Origin of the sequence: Paludibacter jiangxiensis, assembly GCF_001618385.1 — a bacterium.
In the GTDB taxonomy this organism is placed as follows: domain Bacteria; phylum Bacteroidota; class Bacteroidia; order Bacteroidales; family Paludibacteraceae; genus Microbacter; species Microbacter jiangxiensis.
The window spans coordinates 128,309-148,754 of the sequence record NZ_BDCR01000001.1 but is presented as its reverse complement, the minus strand read 5'-3'; the positions used below and the strand labels follow the sequence as shown (position 1 = coordinate 148,754).

The 20,446-nt window shown below is 42.2% G+C and carries 18 protein-coding genes; 7 read left to right on the top strand and 11 right to left on the bottom strand.

Features of this window, described 5'->3' with window-relative positions; all coding sequences use genetic code 11:
- Window positions 1-52: 52 nt before the first annotated feature.
- The 3 genes from ligA to nadC all read left to right on the top strand — a co-directional run bounded on the left by ligA (window position 53) and on the right by nadC (window position 3,496).
- Window positions 53-2,140, top strand: a complete 2,088-nt coding sequence (gene ligA, locus PJIAN_RS00530) for an NAD-dependent DNA ligase LigA (protein ID WP_068701084.1) — start codon at window positions 53-55, stop codon at window positions 2,138-2,140.
- A gap of 64 nt (window positions 2,141-2,204) precedes the next feature.
- Window positions 2,205-2,600 carry a DUF4783 domain-containing protein gene (locus tag PJIAN_RS00525; RefSeq protein ID WP_068701083.1) on the top strand — a complete coding sequence of 132 codons (396 nt, stop codon included), beginning with the start codon at window positions 2,205-2,207 and terminating at the stop codon, window positions 2,598-2,600.
- 53 nt (window positions 2,601-2,653) lie between these two features.
- Entirely contained in the window at window positions 2,654-3,496 is an 843-nt protein-coding gene (nadC, locus tag PJIAN_RS00520) for a carboxylating nicotinate-nucleotide diphosphorylase (protein WP_068701082.1), read from the top strand.
- Window positions 3,497-3,579: 83 nt separating this feature from the next.
- Here the strand turns inward: nadC and gldF are convergent, their stop codons facing one another.
- Window positions 3,580-4,305, bottom strand: coding sequence for a gliding motility-associated ABC transporter permease subunit GldF (gene gldF, locus PJIAN_RS00515; RefSeq protein WP_068701081.1), 726 nt, complete (start codon window positions 4,303-4,305; stop codon window positions 3,580-3,582).
- 137 nt (window positions 4,306-4,442) lie between these two features.
- On the opposite strand from gldF, the gene PJIAN_RS00510 reads away from it, so the two are divergent.
- Genes PJIAN_RS00510 through PJIAN_RS00500 form a run of 3 tightly spaced genes read left to right on the top strand, consistent with a single transcriptional unit; the run spans window position 4,443 to window position 8,074 of the window.
- Window positions 4,443-5,585: an LA_2272 family surface repeat-containing protein gene (locus PJIAN_RS00510; protein ID WP_068701080.1), complete on the top strand. Its 1,143-nt coding sequence runs from the start codon at window positions 4,443-4,445 to the stop codon at window positions 5,583-5,585.
- A complete protein-coding gene (locus tag PJIAN_RS00505) occupies window positions 5,582-7,078 on the top strand; it encodes a DUF3943 domain-containing protein (RefSeq protein WP_068701079.1) in 1,497 nt (498 codons plus the stop codon). Before PJIAN_RS00510 ends, PJIAN_RS00505 begins: the two co-directional genes overlap by 4 nt.
- Before the next feature lie 12 nt (window positions 7,079-7,090).
- The gene (locus tag PJIAN_RS00500; RefSeq protein ID WP_068701078.1) at window positions 7,091-8,074 is read left to right on the top strand and encodes a M20 family metallopeptidase; all 984 of its coding nucleotides are present in this window, start codon (window positions 7,091-7,093) and stop codon (window positions 8,072-8,074) included.
- Window positions 8,075-8,143: 69 nt separating this feature from the next.
- Here the strand turns inward: PJIAN_RS00500 and PJIAN_RS00495 are convergent, their stop codons facing one another.
- Entirely contained in the window at window positions 8,144-9,448 is a 1,305-nt protein-coding gene (locus PJIAN_RS00495) for a M16 family metallopeptidase (RefSeq protein WP_068701077.1), read from the bottom strand.
- A gap of 42 nt (window positions 9,449-9,490) precedes the next feature.
- Window positions 9,491-10,849, bottom strand: coding sequence for a M16 family metallopeptidase (locus PJIAN_RS00490; protein ID WP_068701076.1), 1,359 nt, complete (start codon window positions 10,847-10,849; stop codon window positions 9,491-9,493).
- A 240-nt stretch (window positions 10,850-11,089) separates the two neighbouring features.
- Between PJIAN_RS00490 and PJIAN_RS00485 the strand changes: the two genes are divergently transcribed.
- Complete coding sequence (locus PJIAN_RS00485) at window positions 11,090-12,262, top strand: glycosyltransferase family 87 protein (RefSeq protein WP_068701075.1); 1,173 nt, start codon at window positions 11,090-11,092, stop codon at window positions 12,260-12,262.
- A 269-nt stretch (window positions 12,263-12,531) separates the two neighbouring features.
- Here PJIAN_RS00485 and PJIAN_RS00480 read toward each other — a convergent pair whose 3' ends face one another.
- From PJIAN_RS00480 to PJIAN_RS00445, 8 genes are all read right to left on the bottom strand, one after another.
- The gene (locus PJIAN_RS00480) at window positions 12,532-13,341 is read right to left on the bottom strand and encodes a DUF5672 family protein (protein ID WP_153802436.1); all 810 of its coding nucleotides are present in this window, start codon (window positions 13,339-13,341) and stop codon (window positions 12,532-12,534) included.
- A gap of 105 nt (window positions 13,342-13,446) precedes the next feature.
- Window positions 13,447-14,310: a glycosyltransferase gene (locus PJIAN_RS00475; protein ID WP_068701073.1), complete on the bottom strand. Its 864-nt coding sequence runs from the start codon at window positions 14,308-14,310 to the stop codon at window positions 13,447-13,449.
- Between the two features lie 46 nt (window positions 14,311-14,356).
- On the bottom strand, window positions 14,357-15,133 hold the full coding sequence (locus tag PJIAN_RS00470; protein WP_068701072.1) for a DUF4422 domain-containing protein: 777 nt from the start codon (window positions 15,131-15,133) through the stop codon (window positions 14,357-14,359).
- Complete coding sequence (gene glf, locus PJIAN_RS00465) at window positions 15,123-16,229, bottom strand: UDP-galactopyranose mutase (protein ID WP_068701071.1); 1,107 nt, start codon at window positions 16,227-16,229, stop codon at window positions 15,123-15,125. Before glf ends, PJIAN_RS00470 begins: the two co-directional genes overlap by 11 nt.
- Window positions 16,230-16,278: 49 nt before the next feature.
- Window positions 16,279-17,397, bottom strand: a complete 1,119-nt coding sequence (locus tag PJIAN_RS00460) for a glycosyltransferase family 4 protein (protein ID WP_068701070.1) — start codon at window positions 17,395-17,397, stop codon at window positions 16,279-16,281.
- Window positions 17,394-18,887, bottom strand: a complete 1,494-nt coding sequence (locus tag PJIAN_RS00455) for a lipopolysaccharide biosynthesis protein (RefSeq protein WP_068701069.1) — start codon at window positions 18,885-18,887, stop codon at window positions 17,394-17,396. The genes PJIAN_RS00460 and PJIAN_RS00455 overlap by 4 nt, the downstream gene beginning before the upstream one ends.
- 37 nt (window positions 18,888-18,924) lie before the next feature.
- Complete coding sequence (gene ruvB / locus PJIAN_RS00450) at window positions 18,925-19,947, bottom strand: Holliday junction branch migration DNA helicase RuvB (protein WP_068701068.1); 1,023 nt, start codon at window positions 19,945-19,947, stop codon at window positions 18,925-18,927.
- Window positions 19,948-20,077: 130 nt separating this feature from the next.
- Complete coding sequence (locus tag PJIAN_RS00445) at window positions 20,078-20,230, bottom strand: hypothetical protein (protein WP_153802435.1); 153 nt, start codon at window positions 20,228-20,230, stop codon at window positions 20,078-20,080.
- Window positions 20,231-20,446 lie beyond the last annotated feature (216 nt).

The window sequence follows — 20,446 nt, the reverse complement described above, 5'->3', positions numbered from 1 at the left end:
AGGAAGAGTTGGTAGGTGCTAAGCTGTTGAATTTCTTTATAAATATCTCGCAATGTCAGATTTAATCTCCTCCCCTGTGGGGAGGTCGGGTGGGGCTTTAGTCCAACAACAAATAGAAACCCTTCGTCGCGAATTGCACGATCATAACTATCGTTACTACGTGTTGTCGCAACCCTCGATCAGCGACTACGAGTTCGACATGAAGCTGAAAGAGTTGCAGCAGCTCGAAGCGGCGCATCCCGAGTTTTTCGACCCGAGTTCACCTACGCAGCGAGTGGGTAGCGACCTTGCCAAGGAGTTCGAGCGGGTGGCGCACCGTTATCCGATGCTCTCGCTGGGCAATACCTACTCCGAAAGCGAGGTGGCTGACTTCTTCAACCGGGCTGCGAAACTGATTGACGAACCGTTCGAGATCGTTTGCGAACTGAAGTTCGACGGAGTCTCTATCTCTTTGAGTTACGAAGATGGCGTCCTTGTGCGTGCCGTAACCCGCGGCGACGGCGTGAATGGCGATGATGTGACGGCTAACGTGAAGACGATCCGCGCTATTCCGCTGCGTTTGCAGGGCGATGATTATCCTGCTTCGTTCGAGATTCGGGGTGAAATTTTATTGCCCTGGGAGTCGTTCGACCGTATGAATAAGGAACGCGAGGAGCAGGAAGAGGCTCTGTTTGCCAATCCCCGAAACGCAGCTTCAGGAACACTGAAATTACAGAATCCTGCCGAGGTGGCCAAGCGACAACTCGATACTTATCTCTATTATTTGTTGGGCGAAAATCTTCCGTGCGACGGCCACTATGAGAACCTGCAAAAGGCAAAATCGTGGGGATTCAAGGTGTCCGATGCTATGCGTAAGTGCAATAGCATGGACGACGTATTCGATTTTATTCATTATTGGGACAAAGAGCGGAGCAAACTCCCAGTGGCAACCGACGGCATTGTGTTGAAGATAAATTCGCTGCGTCAACAACAGGAGCTGGGCTTTACAGCCAAGTCACCCCGTTGGGCAGTGGCGTACAAATATCAGGCTGAGCAGGTATCTACGGTGCTCAAGAGCGTGGAGTTTCAGGTGGGGCGAACGGGAACAGTTACTCCGGTGGCCAATCTCGAACCTGTCTTGCTTGCCGGAACTACCGTGAAACGGGCAACGCTGAACAATGCCGCCTTTATCGAAAACCTCGATCTGCATTTGGGTGACTCGGTCTTTGTGGAAAAGGGAGGTGAGATTATTCCGAAAATTGTGGGCGTCGATTTGGAGCAGCGGGCAAAGGCCGGCGAACGGATCCAATTCATTGCCCATTGTCCCGATTGCGGCACCGAACTGCAACGCAACGAAGGCGAAGCGGCCTGGTATTGTCCAAACGAGAATGGTTGTCCGCCTCAAATCAAAGGAAAAATCGAGCATTTTATCAGTCGTAAGGCGATGAATATCGACGGCATTGGTTCCGAAACAGTCGATCTGCTCTATCAGCAGGGTCTGATTCAAAATATTGCCGATCTCTATCTGTTGAAAGTGCCGCAGATTGTCGGTCTGGAACGGATGGGGCAGAAGTCGGCTCAGAACATGATAGAAGGCATTGCAGCTTCCAAACAGGTACCGTTTGAACGGGTACTGTTTGCACTGGGCATTCGCTTTGTGGGTGAAAAGGTGGCTAAGACGCTGGCGCAAGCTTTCGGAAGTATCGAAGTATTGGCGCAGGCCAAAGAGGACGAATTGGCTGCCGTACGCGATGTGGGCGAACGTATTGCTCAAAGCGTGGTTGACTATTTTGCCGACGAACGTAACCGGACATTGATCGAACGCCTGAAGGAATATGGCCTGCAATTGGTTGCTTCGGAGGCTAAACTTGCAGCCAAAAGCTCTTTACTCGAAGGTAAGGTTGTCGTTGTGAGTGGAGTGTTTACCCATCACTCCCGCGACGAATACAAGGCTCTGATTGAGCAAAACGGCGGCAAGGAAACCGGATCTGTATCGGCTAAAACTTCATTTATTCTGGCTGGAGCCAATATGGGGCCTGCCAAACTGGAGAAAGCCAAAGCGTTGGGCGTGGCAATTGTTAATGAAGAAGAGTTTCTGGCGATGATAGGGCAGGAGCCAACCTCTGCAACTCCCGTCAATCCACAGGGAACGCTGTTTTAACTTGCTATTTGGTGTAAAAGTGCGTACCTTTGCACTGCAATTTACAATTCAAAAACAATAGATTATGAAGCGGTGTATTGCACTTTTATCGATTGTACTGACTACGCTCGTAAGTGCTCAGTTTTGTAACGCACAAAGCTTTGAAAGCCAGAGTGCGTCTATTGCAGCTGCCTTCAATGCCAAGAATGCAACCGCACTATCGGCTTATTTTTGCAACAGCGTAGAACTTGTGCTTCCCGGGTTGGATGATACCTATCCCAAAGTTCAGGCTCGCAATCATGTAGCCGATTTTTTTGCCAAACAGCCAACTAAATCTTTTGAGATTCTCCATCAGGGATCTCGTGCCAATGTTTCCTTTATTGTGGGGCAACTTACTACAGTTACTTCTTCTTTCCGGGTAAATATGCTCTTCAAGAAAGAGGGGAATGTGCTGAAAATATATCAACTACGCATTGAATAACAAGTCGGTGACTGCCTATCGGCTTTTTTTTACCGACTATTTTCTACTTAAAAATGATTGACAATTTACAAGAACAGATCAAGATCTGGTTTGCCGAAGATATAGGCGATGGCGACCATACTTCACTTTCCTGCATCCCTGCAACTGCAATGGGGAAATCGCAGCTCATCATCAAAGAAAAGGGCGTTTTGGCCGGTGTCGAAATTGCCAAAGAAATATTCAAAGCCTTCGATCCGGAGCTTAAAATCGAAGTGTTTATCAACGACGGTGCCGAAGTAAATCCGGGCGATATTGCTTTTGTGGTGGAAGGAAAAATTCTTTCATTGTTGCAAACCGAACGTCTGATGCTGAACATTATGCAGCGCATGAGCGGCGTGGCAACCGTTACCCGCAAATACGTGAAACAGCTCGAAGGACTGAAAACCCGTGTGCTCGATACCCGCAAAACCACTCCCGGCTTGCGTTTGCTGGAGAAAGAAGCGGTACATATTGGTGGCGGAGTTAATCATCGGATCGGTTTGTACGATATGATTCTGTTGAAGGATAATCATGTCGACTTTGCCGGTGGTATCGATAAAGCGATTCTTTCGGCGCAAAACTATCTGAAAGAAAAGGGCAAATCGCTCAAAATCGAGATTGAAGTGCGTAGCTTTGACGAAATCAATCAGGTATTGAATTTGGGGGGCGTTGATCGCATTATGCTCGATAACTTCTCGGTTGAAAATACAAAAAAGGCGGTGGAACTGATCGCGGGCCGTTTCGAAACAGAATCGTCGGGCGGCATCACCTTCGACACGCTTCGCGCTTATGCCGAATGCGGTGTCGACTATATCTCAGTCGGGGCGTTGACTCACTCAGTGAAGAGTCTAGATATGAGCTTCAAGGCGGTAAAATAAATTGACTTATAAATAAGAAAATCCGTCGCACACAATCTGTACGACGGATTTTCTTGTATTAGCACGATACGGCGCCAATTATTTTATTTTGCCCTGATAATCCAACGTGTAAACAGGAAATACACGGTTATTACACTCAGAAAATAGACAACATCGCGGCTGTCGATTACTCCCCGGCTCATTGCAATGTAATGACTGTTGATGCCAATGGAGGCAATAAATGCCTGCATGGCGCCGGAAAGGGAGAGTGAAGCGACAAGGTCGAACCCAAAGTAGAAGACAAAGCTTAGAGTTACAGCGCATACAAAAGCGATAATCTGATTGCTGGTACATGCGGAGGTGAATATCCCGATTGCTACATAAACAGAGGCCAGAAAGAGCAGTCCGATGAAAGATCCCCAAAAAGCGCCGGAGTCAATGTTGCCTACCGGTTCAGCCATTAGGTAGACCGAAAAATAGTAGATGATGGTGGGGATAAGAGAGATTGCTACCAGAAGCATGCCTGCAAGATATTTGGCGGCAACGATTTGTAGTTTACTGATAGGGCGGGTGTAGATGAGTTCGATGGTTCCCATCCGTTTTTCTTCGGCAAAGAGCCGCATGGTAATTGCCGGTATCAGAAACAGGTAGAGCCAGGGAGCGAGCGAAAAAAGTCCGTTTAGCTGTGCGTAACCCGAATCGAGAATATTATATTCTCCGGGGAATACCCATAAGAAAAGTCCGGTAAGGGAAAGGAAGATGCCAACAATGATGTAACCTACCGCTGAACTGAAGAAGTTGGCAAATTCTTTTTTTAGTAAAACAAGCATGATGCAATCTGGTTATATAAAATACACTGACAAAGATAGTGCAAATAGATATAGGAGAAAAATGAAAAATAAAAGCCTTGCTTGCAGTAAAACGAAAAATAAATACCTTTGTGTACCTTTTTTATAGAAGAGCCTATATGCGTAATATTTTAATTTTGATATTTACCTGCTTACTGACAGGCTCTCTTTCTGCTCAAACAGATGTTAAATGTTTGAATGTATCGCTATGGAATCCTGTAGCGATTGCCCCTTATACTTACGATAATTCATTGATGGTTTCTGTCGGGCTGTTGCAGTCCAAAGTAAATAATCTCTATGGATTCAGTGCAAATGGATTTAGTGGGATTACGACAGGTAAGATGACAGGCGTACAGGTGGCCGGTTTCTATTCCCGTATTGAAGGAAACGCCAAAGGTCTCACCGTGTCAGGTCTTTACAATATTCATAAAGCGTCTATGAGTGGCGTTGAGATTGGGGGTTTGGCCAATATGAATCTTGTAAATCAGCATGGGGTTCAATTGTCAGGTGTGCAAAATATCTGTATGTTTAATACCGATGGTCTTCAGTCTGCGGCTCTTATGAATATAACCGGACAGATGTTGTCAGGAGTGCAGGTAGCCGGAGGTTTTAACGTGGCTAACGATATGCATGGAGCCCAGCTGTCAGGTATTGTTAACTTTACATTGAATAATGGTAGTGGCCTTCAGCTGTCTGGATTTAATTATGCAACATCCATGCGGGGTGTGCAAGTTGGAGTTGCCAATTTTGCCCGTAGAATGAAAGGTGTTCAGCTGGGTCTCGTAAATTATTCGGCAGATTCTTCTACTCTCAAAATCGGATTAGTCTCCATCTCTCCCAAAACGAAAATACGCCCTGTGATTTATTACAGCAATCTGGCTACCTTGAATGTTGGATTTCGCTTTATGAACCGTATTTCATACACAATTCTCGGATTAGGAACGCCTTATGATGCGCCGCATTCAACTTCTTCGGGTGCGTTCTTTTATCGTTTAGGATTGTACAAACAGATCGGAAGACTTACGTTGAGCTCGGATGCCGGCGCTAGTTTTATCTCCAAATTCATAGATACGGGAGAAAAGACAGCTTTGTCGGCGGAAGGCCGGGTGAATTTTGAACTGGCACTTGATAAGCAGGTATCCGTGATTTGTTCGGGAGGTTATTCTGTGCGTAAATTCTTTTCCCGGAAAACCTCTGCGGATATTAAACCAATTATTGAATTAGGTATTGTGTTGCCTAATTTGTTGAAATCAAGCAGATGATGAAGCGAATAATTTATATATTGCTACTTGCATTAACTTCTTGTCTGCCCGTATTTTCTCAGGGCATCGCAGAGTCACACGGGGTGCCTGCGTATTCTGATAGTATTCAGCAGACTGTAGAGAAATTGAAGAAAAAACCGTTGGTCGCCGCCGCCGAAGTAGTTGGATTGAATCTGGGCGTATGGGGTGTGGATTATCTGGGAGGAGCTGAGTTTGCGAAAATCAGTTTGGCCAGCATGAAGCAGAATCTTACGCATAAATGGGTATGGGATAATGACCAATTAAATACGAACCTGTTTGCTCACCCGTACCACGGTGGTTTGTACTTTGCTGCAGCCCGTTCCAATGGAATGAACTTCTGGCAATCGTTGCCCTATTCCTTTTGCGGAAGCCTGATGTGGGAAAATTTGATGGAGACGGAACCTCCGGCAATCAATGATTTAATGGCGACGACTCTGGGAGGTGCAATGATGGGTGAAATGCTATTCAGGCTTTCATCGTCAGTGTATGATGATTCCAGAACCGGTACTGCTCGTTTGGGACGAGAACTTCTGGGGGGACTTCTTTCTCCGTTGCAGGGCTTTAACCGTATTCTGACAGGAAAAGCATGGAGGGTAAAACGGAATAGCCGTTCGGAGTATTTTCGTTATAACCCTACAGTGTTTGAAGTTTCAATTGGTGAAAGATATGTATCTGAAAAAGGCCATGCTTTTCAGGGCGCATATACGACAGACTGGGGATTTCAGGCAAAACACGGTAACCCGTTTGAGAAAGAGAATTATCAACCGTACGACTGGTTTAATATCCGGATGAATTTTAGTTTCGGGGGTGGTCAACCTACCATTAGCTCTGTCAATGCAGTCGGCTTACTTGCCGGTCGCAATGTCGAACTGTCAAATAAGCAACAGTTGGTTCTTGGCCTTTACCAGCATTTCAACTTTTTCGATTCAAACCCGGTTTTGTCGACTGGTTCTAACGTTACGCCTTATCAAATTGCAGAAACTGTTTCGTTTGGGCCGGGACTGCTTTATAAGCTGGATACCGAAAATGAAAAACTCGGTTTTATTGGAGCAAGTTATGCGAGTGTTGTTTTGTTGGGAGCGTCTTTGTCGGACCACTTCAAACTAATGAACCGGGAATATAGTATGGGACAGGGATTTAGTATTAATCTGAGTGCAACATTGCAGTATAAAGGCGTTGGTGAATTCGGAATTAAATTGTACAATCTAAGTATTTATACGTGGAAAGGCTATCCGAACGGACTTGATTTGACGACCCTTACTCACGAACAGCAGTTGTATTTGAATGCTCAGGGAGATAAGGGACGTACGTCTATCTTTATGATTACGCCAACCTTTGATTTTGACCTGTCCCCTTCATTAGGTCTGGCATTTGAACAGCGGAGTTTTATCCGTACATCCAATTATGTACATTTCCCTTTTGTGAGCTATGCTACATTTGATGCCAAAGTTTCATTGAAATATAAGTTTTAAGCTATTATCCATATGAATAAATTTACAACCGTATGTTGTCTTCTGCTTTTCGTGATTGGTTGCAGTTCTGCCAGCAAACAGTCGACTTCCACCGATCAGACAGCACAGGTAGCTGTACCGCAATTTGATTCCGATTCATCTTTTCTTTATGTGAAAAGCCAATGCGATTTTGGTCCACGGGTTCCTAATTCAAAGGCGCATGATGCTTGTGCGGATTATCTGGTGTCAAAGATGGAGGCTTTTGGTGCAAAGGTAATTCGGCAAAAAGCCGACTTGAAAGGATATGACGGAACTATTCTGAAGTCGACCAACATTATTGCTTCATATAAACCTGAGCTGAAAGAGCGGATTTTACTCTGTGCTCACTGGGATTGTCGTCCCTGGTGCGATCAGGATAAAGATCCGGCAAACCATCACAAGCCTGTTATGGGTGCTAACGATGCTGCCAGCGGGGTGGGGGTGCTGATGGAAGTAGCCCGGCAACTTAATAAGCAACAGCCGGCGGTCGGGGTTGATATTATCTTTCTTGATTCGGAAGACTATGGAACTCCTGAATTTTATCAGGGTACGCACGATGAAGATTCGTGGTGTCTGGGTACCCAATACTGGGCTAAAAATCCGCATGTAAAAGGATATAAGGCTCGTTTCGGAATTTTACTGGACATGGTGGGAGCCCCTGGAGCTGTCTTTTATAAAGAACAGGAATCGTTGAATTTTGCCCCTTCAATTGTAGATAAAGTCTGGAATAAGGCTCGCGAATATGGTTTTACTTCCAATTTTGTCGACGGAACCGGTGGCGCAATTACCGACGATCATATTTATGTCAATCGGTTGGCCGGAATTCCCTGTATTGATATAATTCATTTCGATCCACACAGTCAGACCGGCTTTGGCAGTTACTGGCACACTACTCATGATACAATGGATAATGTCGATAAACAAACCCTTCTCGTGGTAGGACAAACATTGCTTGGCGTTATTTACGGCGAAAAATAGATTGTCGCACTATATAAAACAACAAAGGCAGTCTCAAACGGACTGCCTTTGTCATTTATTCGGGTAAAGTTACTTCACTGTTTTCCCAAAAGCTTCTTTGTCGGCTAATGTTTCATCGCCCAGATAGCTCCATTTGATACCATCAGCATATTTGGTAAATACCGCCTGCATCTGAGGAAGTGTTACTGCATTGATTTTGTCTAAGAGCGAGATTTCATTTTTCCAACTGCCCTTGATTTCTGCAATCCCCAATGCCATAGCGTTGGCTGAGGTGGATTCATTTCTCATGAAATAAGAAGTGGATAACTGACTTTTTGCATCTCTGAGATCAGTTGCAGTAAAGCCTCCGTTTCGCAACCGTTTAATTTCATCAGTCATGGCAACAACAGCATCTTTGGGTTTGGTGGTTGTGACATATATGCGTGAATATGGAATGAGCCCGCTTGATAATGAGGCTGATGGTGCATAAGAAAGATTTCTTTTTGTTCTTATTTCTTCAAAAAGTTTGTCGTACAGGATAGTGAATGCTAATCTGTAAGCATTGAAATCGGGATCGGCAATAGACGGAGCTCCCATGATTCCGGCCATGTAATTGGTCGCAATTTTGCGGCTTTCAACGTTTAGCGAATTCGAATCTATTTGAGTAGCAACCGGAGCATTGACGTTTGCAACCGGAGCTGATGGTAATTGTGAAAATGCAGCTTCTGCCTTTTGTTTTACTTCCTGTGCAGTCATATTCCCCACGATAACCAATAATAAACGATTTGCGTTCAATAGTTGGGTGTAATATTTCTTGATATCTTCCTGTTTGAAAGCGCTAACGGTTTCTACCGAACCTTCCGGGCGAATGGCATAGCGCGTGTTCTTAAATGCATCGAGCATAGTGAGTTTTGTGAGCGCATTGTCCGGATTGCTCTCCATGGATTTAAGGTTTGCAATCATTTTTTGTTGAAGTAACGCCAACTCTTTCGTGTCGAATACCGGATGTTTTACTGCTTCGGTGAACAAATCCCATCCTTCGTTAAAGTAAGGTTTGACACAGCTCATGCTGATATAGCCAAAATCGAATGCTGAGTTATTCCCCAGGCTAATGCCATATTTGTCGGCCATATCTTTGAATGCATCTTTCGGATATTTTTCAGTGCCACATTCTATCGCTGCGCTTAAGGCAAGTGATTCGATACCTTGTTCCTGTGCCGAATAATTGGAAGTTCCGCCTCTGAAGAACAGATAAGCGCTGACAGTTTGTTTGGTTGAAGGCTTGAAAATCACCTTTAACCCGTTTATGTTGATTTCTGTGACACCATCCTGAGCCTGTATGTAAAAATTGCAGGCCAATAATATCATCAAAGTTCCAAATATCTTGAATTTCATTTGTTTAATATTTAGTAGTTGATAATTTTGTTAGTTGTTCAGTTATTCTTTCCAAAAGGTTTCCGGCTTTAACTGATCTTTTTGTGCTGGATTGATTAATAATCCCGCGCAATAGTTTTTGCCTTTAATATATTTGCGAACGTAGTTCTGGAGGTCGGTTTTGGTTACCTTCTTTACATTGGCAACATAATTGTAGAAATAGTCCAGATCGGCAGTACACCAATTGTAAGCCAGACTGTGCGACAACGATGAGGTTACATCAAATTCCTGAAGGTTCTGAATTTCAAGCTGACGTTTTGCATTTGCCAGTTGTTCGTCTGTGATATAATCGGGAGAATCCCACTGGGCAATTTGTTCTTTCAACGCTTGAGCACATGCAGCGACATTGCCCGGGTTGGGCACTACAATTACACGAATAGGGCCTACATGGCTCAAGGTCTGATAATTGACCTGGGTTTGCAAAGCGATGCCTTTGTCTACAAGCTCTTTCTGGAATTTATTCGAGTTTTGAGACAGGATAAAAGAAAATACATCAGCAGCGTAGGTTGCCGGACGGTCGTTGCGGGTGTCCGGGCCATGCCAGCCAAGCATAAACATAGGTACTCTTGCGTTTTTTGACTCAACAACAAAATAGTCATTCTTTGTCAGAGGTTTGAATTCGGGAATCGGCCACTTTTTGAAAGGATCAAAGCCGGATGCTTTCCACGAACTGAAGATTTCTTTCACTTTGGCAAAAACCTCCGAGTGGTTCACATCTCCCGAGATAATAAGCATCGAATTGTTTGGCCAATAGTATTTGTCTTTGATAGCCTGCATTTTCTCAGGAGTGGCCGTGTTGATGATTGTATGGTCACCAATCACATTTTTGCGACTGAAAAGATCACCCCACAAGGCCTTGTTCATTGCCATATACAGAGGAAAATAAGGGTTGGATTCATTTCTTTGAAATTCACCATCAACAACAACATTTTCTTTTTTCATTTCTTCCGGCAAAAACAATGGATAACGGATAGCCGAATTCATGAATTTAAGGCCGGCTAGCCAATTATTCTTGGGCAAGGTGAAAAAATAATTGACCTTTTCTTCTGAGGTTGTTCCATTGAATATGATTCCAAGTTCACGTGTTTTGGCCATATAGACTTCCTGACTTGGATAATCCTTATTCGCTTTGAAAAACATATGTTCATACAGGTGACTCAGTCCGTTGAACTCCGGAGATTCTGTGTAAGAACCATTCTTGGTCGTAATTTCAACGGTGGCAAGAGGAACGCTTTTGTCTTCAACAACCAACACTTCCAGTCCGTTAGCTAATTTTGTGTTGAAAAAATTGGCAGGTTTTTGAGCAACCCCAGGCAGGAGCACAGCAAACATGCTCATGCAAAAAAGCATCTTTTTAATCATAAGGTGTAATTAATAAGTAATGATTTTAGTTGACAAATTGGTTTTGTCTGTTGCCAAACAAACGGTACAAAAATAGCTATTAGTTTTTTATTTTTACTCTTTTATGTATTAAATAAAAAAATGTTTTAGAATGTATTGTAACGATGACTGCTCATCTGAATGAATCCGGGAATGCTAAAAATAGGGGTTGCTTGGTAGAAAAGGTGTATCTTTGTAGGTCTAAAAAAATAAATTGATTTTATGTTACAAAGCGTTGTTCGGTTTTTTAAGAAACCTGTTTTTTCAGATTATCGCTTTATTCTGGCTGTATGGTCAGTTCTTTCAGTAGGTGTTATTGTTATCAAGCAACTTACGCATGGTATACACGGGAATTACAAGATATATAAATATGCATTTTTGAATCTTGTAGAGCAATATCCTTTATACCAACCCCGCCCTGAAGCGTATGGAGATTTAAATCATTACGGCCCCATCTTTAGTGTCATTATGGCTCCGTTCGCTTTGTTGCCCGATATTTTGGGAAGTGCATTGTGGCTGCTCTGTCTTTGTTTGCTGTTGTTTGTAGCGTTAAAAGAACTTCCGTTGAAGAAATGGCAAATAGTGGTCGTGTGCTGGTTGGTTACCAATTCGTTAATAATCGCCCAAACTAATGTGCAGTTTAATACAGCGACTGCGGCATTAATTGTTCTGTCATATACAATGGTCAAAAAGGAGAAAGACGGCTGGGCAGCATTTATGATAATGTTGGGAACCTTCGTAAAGATTTATGGGATAGTAGGATTTGCCTTCTTCTTCTTTTCAAAACATAAAACAAAGCTTGTGTTGTGGAGCGTGATATGGGGAATTGTCTTTTTTGCATTGCCAATGTTATTTTCTTCTTTCGATTTTGTAGTAAGCCAACACAAGGAATGGTTGCAAGGTCTTATTATGAAAAATGGAGACAACAATACGGCATTGATGCAAAATGTTTCTCTTATTGGAATGATCAAAAAAACAACCGGTCATTTTGAGTGGTCAAGCTTGCTTGTTATCTTGCCCGGAATCTTGCTTGTCGCTATATCTTTTTTGAATTTCAAAGCATATAAAAATGAAGGATATCAATTACGGATGTTAGCTTCAGTGTTGCTGTTTGTTGTGTTGTTTAGCACCGGGAGCGAACCGAATACTTATATAATTGCCATAGTGGGAGCTGCCATTTGGTTTGTCGTCCAGCAACGTCCGTTTTCGTACTGGGATTGGGGATTGTTAATCTTCGTGATGTTGCTTGCTAGCTTCGGGCCGTCCGATTTGTTCCCTCGAACTATTTATAAACAATATATACTGCCGAATGCCCTTCAGGCTTTGCCATGTTCATTGTTATGGTTACGAATCATTTGGGAGATGGTAAGCGTTAGGAAACAAGATCACGTTTAACCTGTAGTTTTAAAAAAAGGGGATAACATTCAAGCATTATCATGCCAGGAACATAGGTGCATGGCTTTTAAGAAGTAGGTGGTTAAGTAGATTCTTTCTACTCATATGGGGGATGGCAAAGGACCGGAAAAGATTTCGAACACGATAGATGCCATGATAAGGCATGTGATTATTTTACAAAATAGAGAGGCGTCCATTTGTATAAACAAAGGAGTGCATATTTTGATAAATATTTGAGCGTGTGTTAAGCCACCAAATGAGCTTATATATTATTTAATTGTTTGTATTCTAAACTTTGGATAATCGAGGATGTGCTTTTCCCAAAACAAAGAATGAGACTGCTTATGCCATCCATGGCATCCAAAGGGAAGCTTGTGATTGGCATATTTATATGCCAGATGAGGCCTTACATCAAAAGAGAAGCCCAAAGCCTCTTCCCATTTTGGAACTTTGAAGTTTTTATGACGTTTTGCCATATCAACACCCCAAAAGATATCTTCATGAAATCGGGGTCCCTTCTTCGATAAGTAATAATTGATGTGGTTTTCTTCTAACTGTGTTATTTTTAGGAATGTATCTACTTTTCGCAAAGAGAACCCTCCGTTTCCGACCTTGTAATAGTTCTGAGCTCCCGTTTTAATTCTAACCATATCTCCTAAAAAATTCATGACACGAAGCCCCAGCTGGTAGGAAGCTTGCTCATATTTTTGAGCTGGAATCCAGGGAGCACCCACATAATCATAGTTTCGGTCGCACCAGCTTAAAAGTTCGTCTTCGAAAATGTAAGCATCTAACTGGTAGATAAGTATGTATTCGTATTGGGTAAATGCTTCGTAAAAACAACTGCTCAACATCAGTTGGTTATATCCTGCAATTCCTTTGAAGAAATAGTTGGGGAAACGGATGATCTTTGATCCTGTCTTTGTATTAACAATCTCTTCAATATGCAACGATTTAGGAGCTACAAAATAAATCGGATAGTGTCCCAATATGTTCACACACTTGTCGAGAGCCACCTGTTCAAAAGGAGTAAGTGATGTCTTGTATATTGGTATTACGATAGCTACTTTTTCTTTCATGAGTGTGTAATGTTTTTCTTTCATTAAGCAATATGGAATAGTCCATAGTCTGAAAAGCCTTATAACAGAACTTAGTTGCAATATTTATGATACAAACAGGTTTGGTCAGTGTGCAGTGTAAGGTCCTTTAATCCCTTTTCTGTAGTCAAGAATTCCTTTTATCATAAATCGCAATTTGATCCATTTATTACAGTTGTCGTAAAGAACTACCTTTTTGATTTGTTTTAAAAGATATTTTCTGTACTTCTTGCTTTGCTCTTTATGCAGACTGGCCACGTAAAGAGAATTGCGGGCAATATAATATTTTCTTAGAGGAGAATGATTATAAAACGATTTTTTGAATCCCAGAAATGTGGTTTGATATGTTCCTCCTCCCAAAAAATGATGTAATGTTACATCATTAATCATGACAATTAAAAATCCGTTTTTCTTAATTCGAATGCAATATTCAAGATCAACCAAATCAATAAAAAAATCGTCCAAAAAATCACCAGTGGCTTGAAATGCCGCTAAAGAAAGTAGGTTGCCAGAAGTCATAACATCATTCTCTATTGTATATTCTGGTTTTACCTTGTCTTTCGTTATCTCATCTTCGATGTTATGCCGGGGCGAAAAAATAGCTGTTTCATTAAAATTACAGTAATGGTTGGCTTTCTGAATGAGAGATTTTACTCCGTCATTATCAAAAAAACTATCTTGATCCATGGTTAGAACCCATTGAGCCCCCTGTTCAAGTGCAAGCCTGCATCCCTGGTTTAACGCCGTTGCAATTCCTTTATTTTGACGATTGGGAAGGTAGATCGTATTTTTCCAACCCTTTTGTTCAATTAAATGGGAATTGTCTCCATCAGAATTATCTACGATAATCAGTTTGTTGACTTCGTTTACATAGCTGTCTGTGGCCGATAAATTAACTTCGCAGGGATTATACCATACAACTATTCCGAATAAATCGTCTTTTTGAATCATTATGCCCTTAGATGTGATTATTAGCAGATATCCTTGTTATTTTTTTTCAATAACTTTCGATGTTGAGTGTGATGTATCGTTTGATCGTTAGTCGATTGTGATATACGTAGAGATTTAATAACCGTTCACTCAAAAAACCAAAGACTCTTTTTTGGTAGCTATCTTCCGGAATGGTTATTCTCGTGTTTACTTCAAAAAGAATTTCAAACAACCAGCTAAGGTAATTATCCCAAATCGTCCAGGAAGTGATCATCATATTGGCATAATACATTCTTTTATCTTTTTGGAAAAGATGAAAACTTTGTTCGTAATCCGGGAATTTTTCGCGAATCACCTGCAGAGTAGCTATCCAATGTTCGGTAATATGCAGCATGTTGAACTGTTCTTCCATCGTCATATTTTGCTCATCCACGATCAGCCTTCGTCTGTAGGGCATGATGACATCGTAGCGTTGCAGATCTTTGTCTATTCTTGCTTTAGTCTTTTCACCAAGATATTTATCTAGTTCATCAGACTGGATGGAGCGTGATTTCCGCATTCTGATATAATCATTCAGAGTCGGGGGTGCCAGATAACGCCTGTAGTGCATGAGCCCCCAATAGTTACAAGCCGATCGGTCAGCATTCTTCCAGATCCAGTAAGGCATTGTTAGTTCGCAAAACATTGGATTAAGAGCTGAGATGTTATCTCCCGTATCGTCGCCCGGGTATCCTAAATCATCGTCAGATATAGCTTTTCCAACATGAATGGGCTGTATCCATTCGGCTTTAGGTTGTATATAAGCTTTGTGGAATGCTGAGAATAAGATGGTATTAAATTTCATGGTTGAATTCTTTCTGCACCGATTTTAATGCTGCACCAATCACCTGATGCATGTCGTAATATTTGTATTCTCCAAGCCGTCCACCAAAAATCACATTGTTTTCAGCGTTTGCCAAATCTTTATATCGATTGTACAATTGAGTGTTTTTTTCGTTGTTTATCGGATAATAACATTCCATTCCCCTTTGCCATTGCACCGGATACTCTTTCGTAATAATGGTTGTTTTTTGTGTACCAAATTCAAAGTGCTTGTGTTCAATGATTCTGGTATAGGGGATTTCTCTATCAGTATAATTAAAGACAGCATTTCCTTGGAAATTCTGCATATCAAGCTGTTCGTGTTCGAATTTGAGTGAGCGATATTCCAATTCACCCAATTGGTATTCAAAATATTCATCGATACAGCCCGTATAAACTATTTTATGAGCCAACTTAGTTAGTTGATTCCGATCGGTAAAAAAATCGATATTCAGCCGTGTCTCTATGCCGTCCAAAAGTCCTTCTATAATTTTATTGTAGCCTCCAACCGGTACGCCCTGATAAGTGTCGTTAAAGTAATTGTTATCAAAAGTAAATCTAACTGGAAGCCGTCTAATAATAAACGGTGGAAGTTGCGTACAGGATACTCCCCATTGTTTTTCTGTATATCCCTTAATTAGCTTTTCATAGATATCTTTTCCCACCAGCTTCAAAGCTTGATCTTCAAGGTTTTGCGGCTCCTGAATATTTAAGTCGGCTATTTGGCTGGCTATTATTTGTTGGGCTTCTTTGGGTGTTTGCACTTTCCATAACTGATAGAAAGTGTTCATGTTGAAGGGTAAATTATATAGCTCGCCCTTATAATTTGCAATGGGAGAGTTTATATAATGATTGAATTGTACAAATTGTTGAATATACTCCCAAATTGTTTTGTCGCTGGTGTGAAAAATATGGGCACCATATTCATGTACGTTGATGTTGTCTGTTTGGCGGCAATAAATATTTCCACCGGAGTGATTCCGTTTGTCAATGACCAGACAGGATTTTCCGTTCTTCTTTGCCTCGTGGGCAAAAACAGCTCCAAAAAGGCCGGCTCCAACAATCAAATAATCAAACATAAAAGCGAATAATTAGGGCAATTTCTTTATAACACGAGCTGTTTTTCTATTACAACAGGGAGTTGTATGTTTTATATAATTGTTGTGACACTTTTTCGTCTGTGAATTTGTCGGCGTGTATCAATCCTTTTGTAATCATTGTTTTACGTTGTTCTTCGTTTGAAAGTACTTTGCTTAACTTGTCAGCAACGTCTTCTGCTTTGTTCGGATTGATATATAATGCCGCGTCTCCTCCTGTTTCTGCGAAACAGCTTCCTCCCGATGTTATAACTGGCGTTTGCGAACAGAGAGCTTCTAAAATCGGAATTCCGAATCCTTCAAATAAAGACGGGTAAATCATGCATAATGCTGCATGATAAATTGCCGGTAAATCTTCGGTAGAAACGTTGCTTAGGACAACTATTTGCTGATCAAGAGAATATTTGTTGATTTTTTGAGCGATTTCGTCTGAATATTTTGTTTTACCTCCGATAATTACTAAGGGAATATCTATTTTTCCTTGGTGCAATGCGTCAATAATAATGCCCTGATTCTTTCTCTTCTCAATAGCACCGACCGTGACGATAAAGTCATTCGGAAGGTTGTATTTCTGCTTTACGGCATCAACCTGATCTTTTGATACGGGTTGTCTGAAGATGTTGTTGCATCCTTGATATACAATGTCAATCTTGGATTCATCGGCCCCAAAGAATTCAATTATGTCGCTTTTTGTCTGTTCGCTGATAGCAATAATCCGGTCGGCAACTTTACAACTATAACGGTTTTTCCGGGTGAAAATTGTTCTGTAGAAGGGATCGTATAATTCAGGATAACGTACAAAAATCGCGTCGTGCATGGTGACGACCGATTTGGCTCCTGTTTTATCTATCCCGGCTGGCAATTCCTGGCTTAACCCATGGAAAATGTGAAGGTGTTGATCCTTGATGTCATTGCAAATTCCGCTACTTCTCCAAAGTGCAGGGATTTTCTTATCCAGAAAACGATGTGGAAGTATAGTATGGGTTGACGAGGTATCGGGTACGAAAAGTCCTTCGCTGATGCAGGGCGTGAATAAAAGATACTGGTTGTCATTGTAGTACTGTGACATTAAACGAATAACATCGCGACTGTAATTTCCTAATCCACGACGATTGCAAAAGGCCCTTTTGGCATCGTATCCGATTATCATTTCTTCAGAAATTTATTGATGTAGGGTATTTGAGTTAACGGGAAATCGCGGCGTGTCATGTGCCAAACATATATTGCCAGTAAAACGGTTCTGAACAACAAGTTGAGCAGAAGGTAATGCAGGTTGATATACCAGCCCAGACAAAACAGAACAAGTGACAGTAAGGTATATTTCCCGATAGTCTTTAGCTGGTAATTAATGGGGAAGTATTTTTGTCCAATAAAATAAGAGACCAGCATTACCACAAAATAACACCCGAAAGCTGCCCATGCAGAACCCATATAGCTGTATTTGGGAACAAGGAGTACGTTGCCAACTACTATAATAATAGTTCCGATCAGAGAAAACCACGCGCCGTACATTGTTTTGTCAGTCAGTTTGTACCATACCGATAGGTTGAAAAATATTCCCTGAAAAATGAATGATACCAAAACCAGCGGCACAACATTCAATCCTGTCCAATAAGTGTGTTTGATAATGAATTTGAACACGTCGATATATAATGTCATGCCCAAAAAGATAAACCACGAAAAAATAACGAAATATTTCATGGCATCGGAATATGCTGTCAGGCTGTTCTCGTCTTTTTTTTGTGCAAAAACAAATGGTTCGTAAGCGTATCTGAATGCTTGAGTGAACATGAGCATCACTAGTGCAATTTTTGACGTGGCGCCATATATACCTAATTCCGAAGCTCCTTTTGCACCGGGTAAAAGGAAAGGAAACAGAATCTTATCCAGCGTCTGGTTCATAATTCCGGCAACACCAAGCACCAGCAATGGAAGCGAATATCTCAGAATCTTGCGAAGAAGAGCCGTGTCGAGCCTGAATTTAACGGCAAAAATGTAAGGAGCCAGAAATGCTGTTTGTATGGCTGTTGCAAGGATGTTGGATACAAACACATAGCCTACGCCATAATTCGGGTTGTAAAACCAGTCAATCGTATGCGGTGCGTGTTTCATCAGCCATGGACATACAATCAGGAAAAAGAGGTTAAACGGAATGTTCAGGCAGATGAAGAGCAGTTTGTACGCTGCAAATTTCAAAGGGCGTTTCAGGTAGCGCAGGTATGCAAAGGGGATAGACGCAAAAGCATCCAGGGCGACTGATAATCCCAGCATCCATATGTATTCGGGATGATTGTCATAGTCGAGCCAGTGCCCGATTTGCGGCGCAAAGAGTACACACCAAACTGCGAATATGAGCGAAGTGATGCCGACCGAAATCATGGAGGTGCTGTAAACCAGGTCGGGGTTGTTTTCTTCTTTGTTGACATAGCGGAAGAAGCCAGTCTCCATGCCGTAAGTCAGAATAACCAGCAGTAAAGCCGTCCATGAATATAAATTGGTAACCACGCCGTAATCGGCCGAGCTTGCTAATACATACGTGTAAAGAGGCACCAGTAACCAGTTCAGAAATTTCCCCAAAATACTGCTGACTCCGTAAATGGCGGTGTCTTTCGCCAACGATTTCATTTGTTTTCCCGCCATGCTTTCCCTTTGAAACTATAGAGGTTGATTGATGTACTTAAAAAAGAAATCCCTGTTCGTCAGGACTTTTTCTTCCTAAATGTTTATATGCTAAAGGGGTCACTTCCCGTCCACGTGGTGTGCGTTTCAGAAATCCCTCTTTTATAAGGAACGGTTCGTAAACCTCTTCCAGTGTGCCGGAATCTTCTCCCAATGCTGTTGCAATAGTGGATAAACCCACGGGGCCGCCCTGAAATTTATCGATGATCGTTAATAATATCTTGTTATCCACTTCATCCAGACCGTATTTGTCAATGTTGAGCGCTTCAAGAGAGAAGCAGGCAATTTGATGGTCGATGGTGCCATTGCCTTTTACCTGGGCAAAATCGCGGACTCTGCGCAGCAATGCATTGGCAATACGCGGCGTTCCCCGACTGCGCGAAGCAATCTCTCCGGCAGCTTCGTAGGTGCAGGGCACGTTCAGGATTTTAGCCGAGCGCTGAATAATGGCGCTTAAGATCGATTCGTCATAATATTCAAGATGGCAATTGATTCCGAAACGGGCGCGTAACGGACTGGTGAGTAGTCCGCTGCGGGTGGTGGCACCTACCAGTGTGAACGGATTGAGCGTTAACTGGATGGAACGTGCACTCGGACCTTTATCGATCATAATGTCGATGCGAAAATCCTCCATGGCCGAATAGAGATATTCTTCCACAATCGGGCTCAAACGGTGAATTTCGTCAATAAACAACACATCGTTCGGTTCGAGTGATGTCAACAATCCGGCCAGATCGCCCGGTTTGTCGAGCACAGGTCCTGAGGTGATTTTGAATCCGACGCCTAATTCATTGGCAATGATATTGGAAAGTGTTGTTTTTCCCAAGCCGGGAGGGCCATGAAGCAAGACATGGTCGAGCGATTCGCCCCGCATACGGGCAGCACTCACAAACACAGAAAGGTTCTCGACGACTTTCGTTTGTCCGCTGAAATCCAGGAAGGAAAGGGGACGAAGAGCGTTTTCGTATTCTTTGTCAGTGTCTGAACGTGGTTGTTGGTCGCGAATGTCGAAAGATTCCATTGTTAAACTATCGGATAAAGTGGTGCAAAGGTAGCGATTTGTATTTAATGTGTTGCAATTTCGGGAGGTGAAGCGGGAATTCCGTATTTAAAAATTTAGCAAAGGGATACTTCTCAATTTGTAAATGTTGCTATGTCAGATTAGGAACGGCCTTGCTCGATGAACCAAAAAACAAGTAAGAAAGCGGATAGAACCGTTCTTGTTTGAAGTTTCCGACGAAAGGAGGAAACAAGTTTGGACGTTTCCCGCTTCCGAACGCCAGTTTTTTGAGTGAAGCGAGCATCGCCTTGAATTTTTTGCTTCCTTTTTGCTTCAAGGCAAAAGGGAAGTCGGGGGTTTAGGGGTGGAAACCCCTTCCCAAATTCATAAATGCATAATTTTCGCTTGGTGAAGCTGTCTGTTTTTAAGTAATCAATGCCGGTTTTGGAGCTAAAAGTCGGCAAAAAAATGTATCTTTACCTGTTCAAAGTTTGAAAAAATTCTAATATCTAATACATCT

Excerpts from the sequence above, each read along its gene's own strand:
- ligA (WP_068701084.1), top strand. The coding sequence starts at position 53 with ATGTCAGATTTAATCTCCTCCCCTGTGGGGAGGTCGGGTGGGGCTTTA.
- PJIAN_RS00525 (WP_068701083.1), top strand. The coding sequence starts at position 2,205 with ATGAAGCGGTGTATTGCACTTTTATCGATTGTACTGACTACGCTCGTA.
- nadC (WP_068701082.1), top strand. The coding sequence starts at position 2,654 with ATGATTGACAATTTACAAGAACAGATCAAGATCTGGTTTGCCGAAGAT.
- gldF (WP_068701081.1), bottom strand. The coding sequence starts at position 4,305 with ATGCTTGTTTTACTAAAAAAAGAATTTGCCAACTTCTTCAGTTCAGCG.
- PJIAN_RS00510 (WP_068701080.1), top strand. The coding sequence starts at position 4,443 with ATGCGTAATATTTTAATTTTGATATTTACCTGCTTACTGACAGGCTCT.
- PJIAN_RS00505 (WP_068701079.1), top strand. The coding sequence starts at position 5,582 with ATGATGAAGCGAATAATTTATATATTGCTACTTGCATTAACTTCTTGT.
- PJIAN_RS00500 (WP_068701078.1), top strand. The coding sequence starts at position 7,091 with ATGAATAAATTTACAACCGTATGTTGTCTTCTGCTTTTCGTGATTGGT.
- PJIAN_RS00495 (WP_068701077.1), bottom strand. The coding sequence starts at position 9,448 with ATGAAATTCAAGATATTTGGAACTTTGATGATATTATTGGCCTGCAAT.
- PJIAN_RS00490 (WP_068701076.1), bottom strand. The coding sequence starts at position 10,849 with ATGATTAAAAAGATGCTTTTTTGCATGAGCATGTTTGCTGTGCTCCTG.
- PJIAN_RS00485 (WP_068701075.1), top strand. The coding sequence starts at position 11,090 with ATGTTACAAAGCGTTGTTCGGTTTTTTAAGAAACCTGTTTTTTCAGAT.
- PJIAN_RS00480 (WP_153802436.1), bottom strand. The coding sequence starts at position 13,341 with ATGAAAGAAAAAGTAGCTATCGTAATACCAATATACAAGACATCACTT.
- PJIAN_RS00475 (WP_068701073.1), bottom strand. The coding sequence starts at position 14,310 with ATGATTCAAAAAGACGATTTATTCGGAATAGTTGTATGGTATAATCCC.
- PJIAN_RS00470 (WP_068701072.1), bottom strand. The coding sequence starts at position 15,133 with ATGAAATTTAATACCATCTTATTCTCAGCATTCCACAAAGCTTATATA.
- glf (WP_068701071.1), bottom strand. The coding sequence starts at position 16,229 with ATGTTTGATTATTTGATTGTTGGAGCCGGCCTTTTTGGAGCTGTTTTT.
- PJIAN_RS00460 (WP_068701070.1), bottom strand. The coding sequence starts at position 17,397 with ATGATAATCGGATACGATGCCAAAAGGGCCTTTTGCAATCGTCGTGGA.
- PJIAN_RS00455 (WP_068701069.1), bottom strand. The coding sequence starts at position 18,887 with ATGGCGGGAAAACAAATGAAATCGTTGGCGAAAGACACCGCCATTTAC.
- ruvB (WP_068701068.1), bottom strand. The coding sequence starts at position 19,947 with ATGGAATCTTTCGACATTCGCGACCAACAACCACGTTCAGACACTGAC.
- PJIAN_RS00445 (WP_153802435.1), bottom strand. The coding sequence starts at position 20,230 with ATGCTCGCTTCACTCAAAAAACTGGCGTTCGGAAGCGGGAAACGTCCA.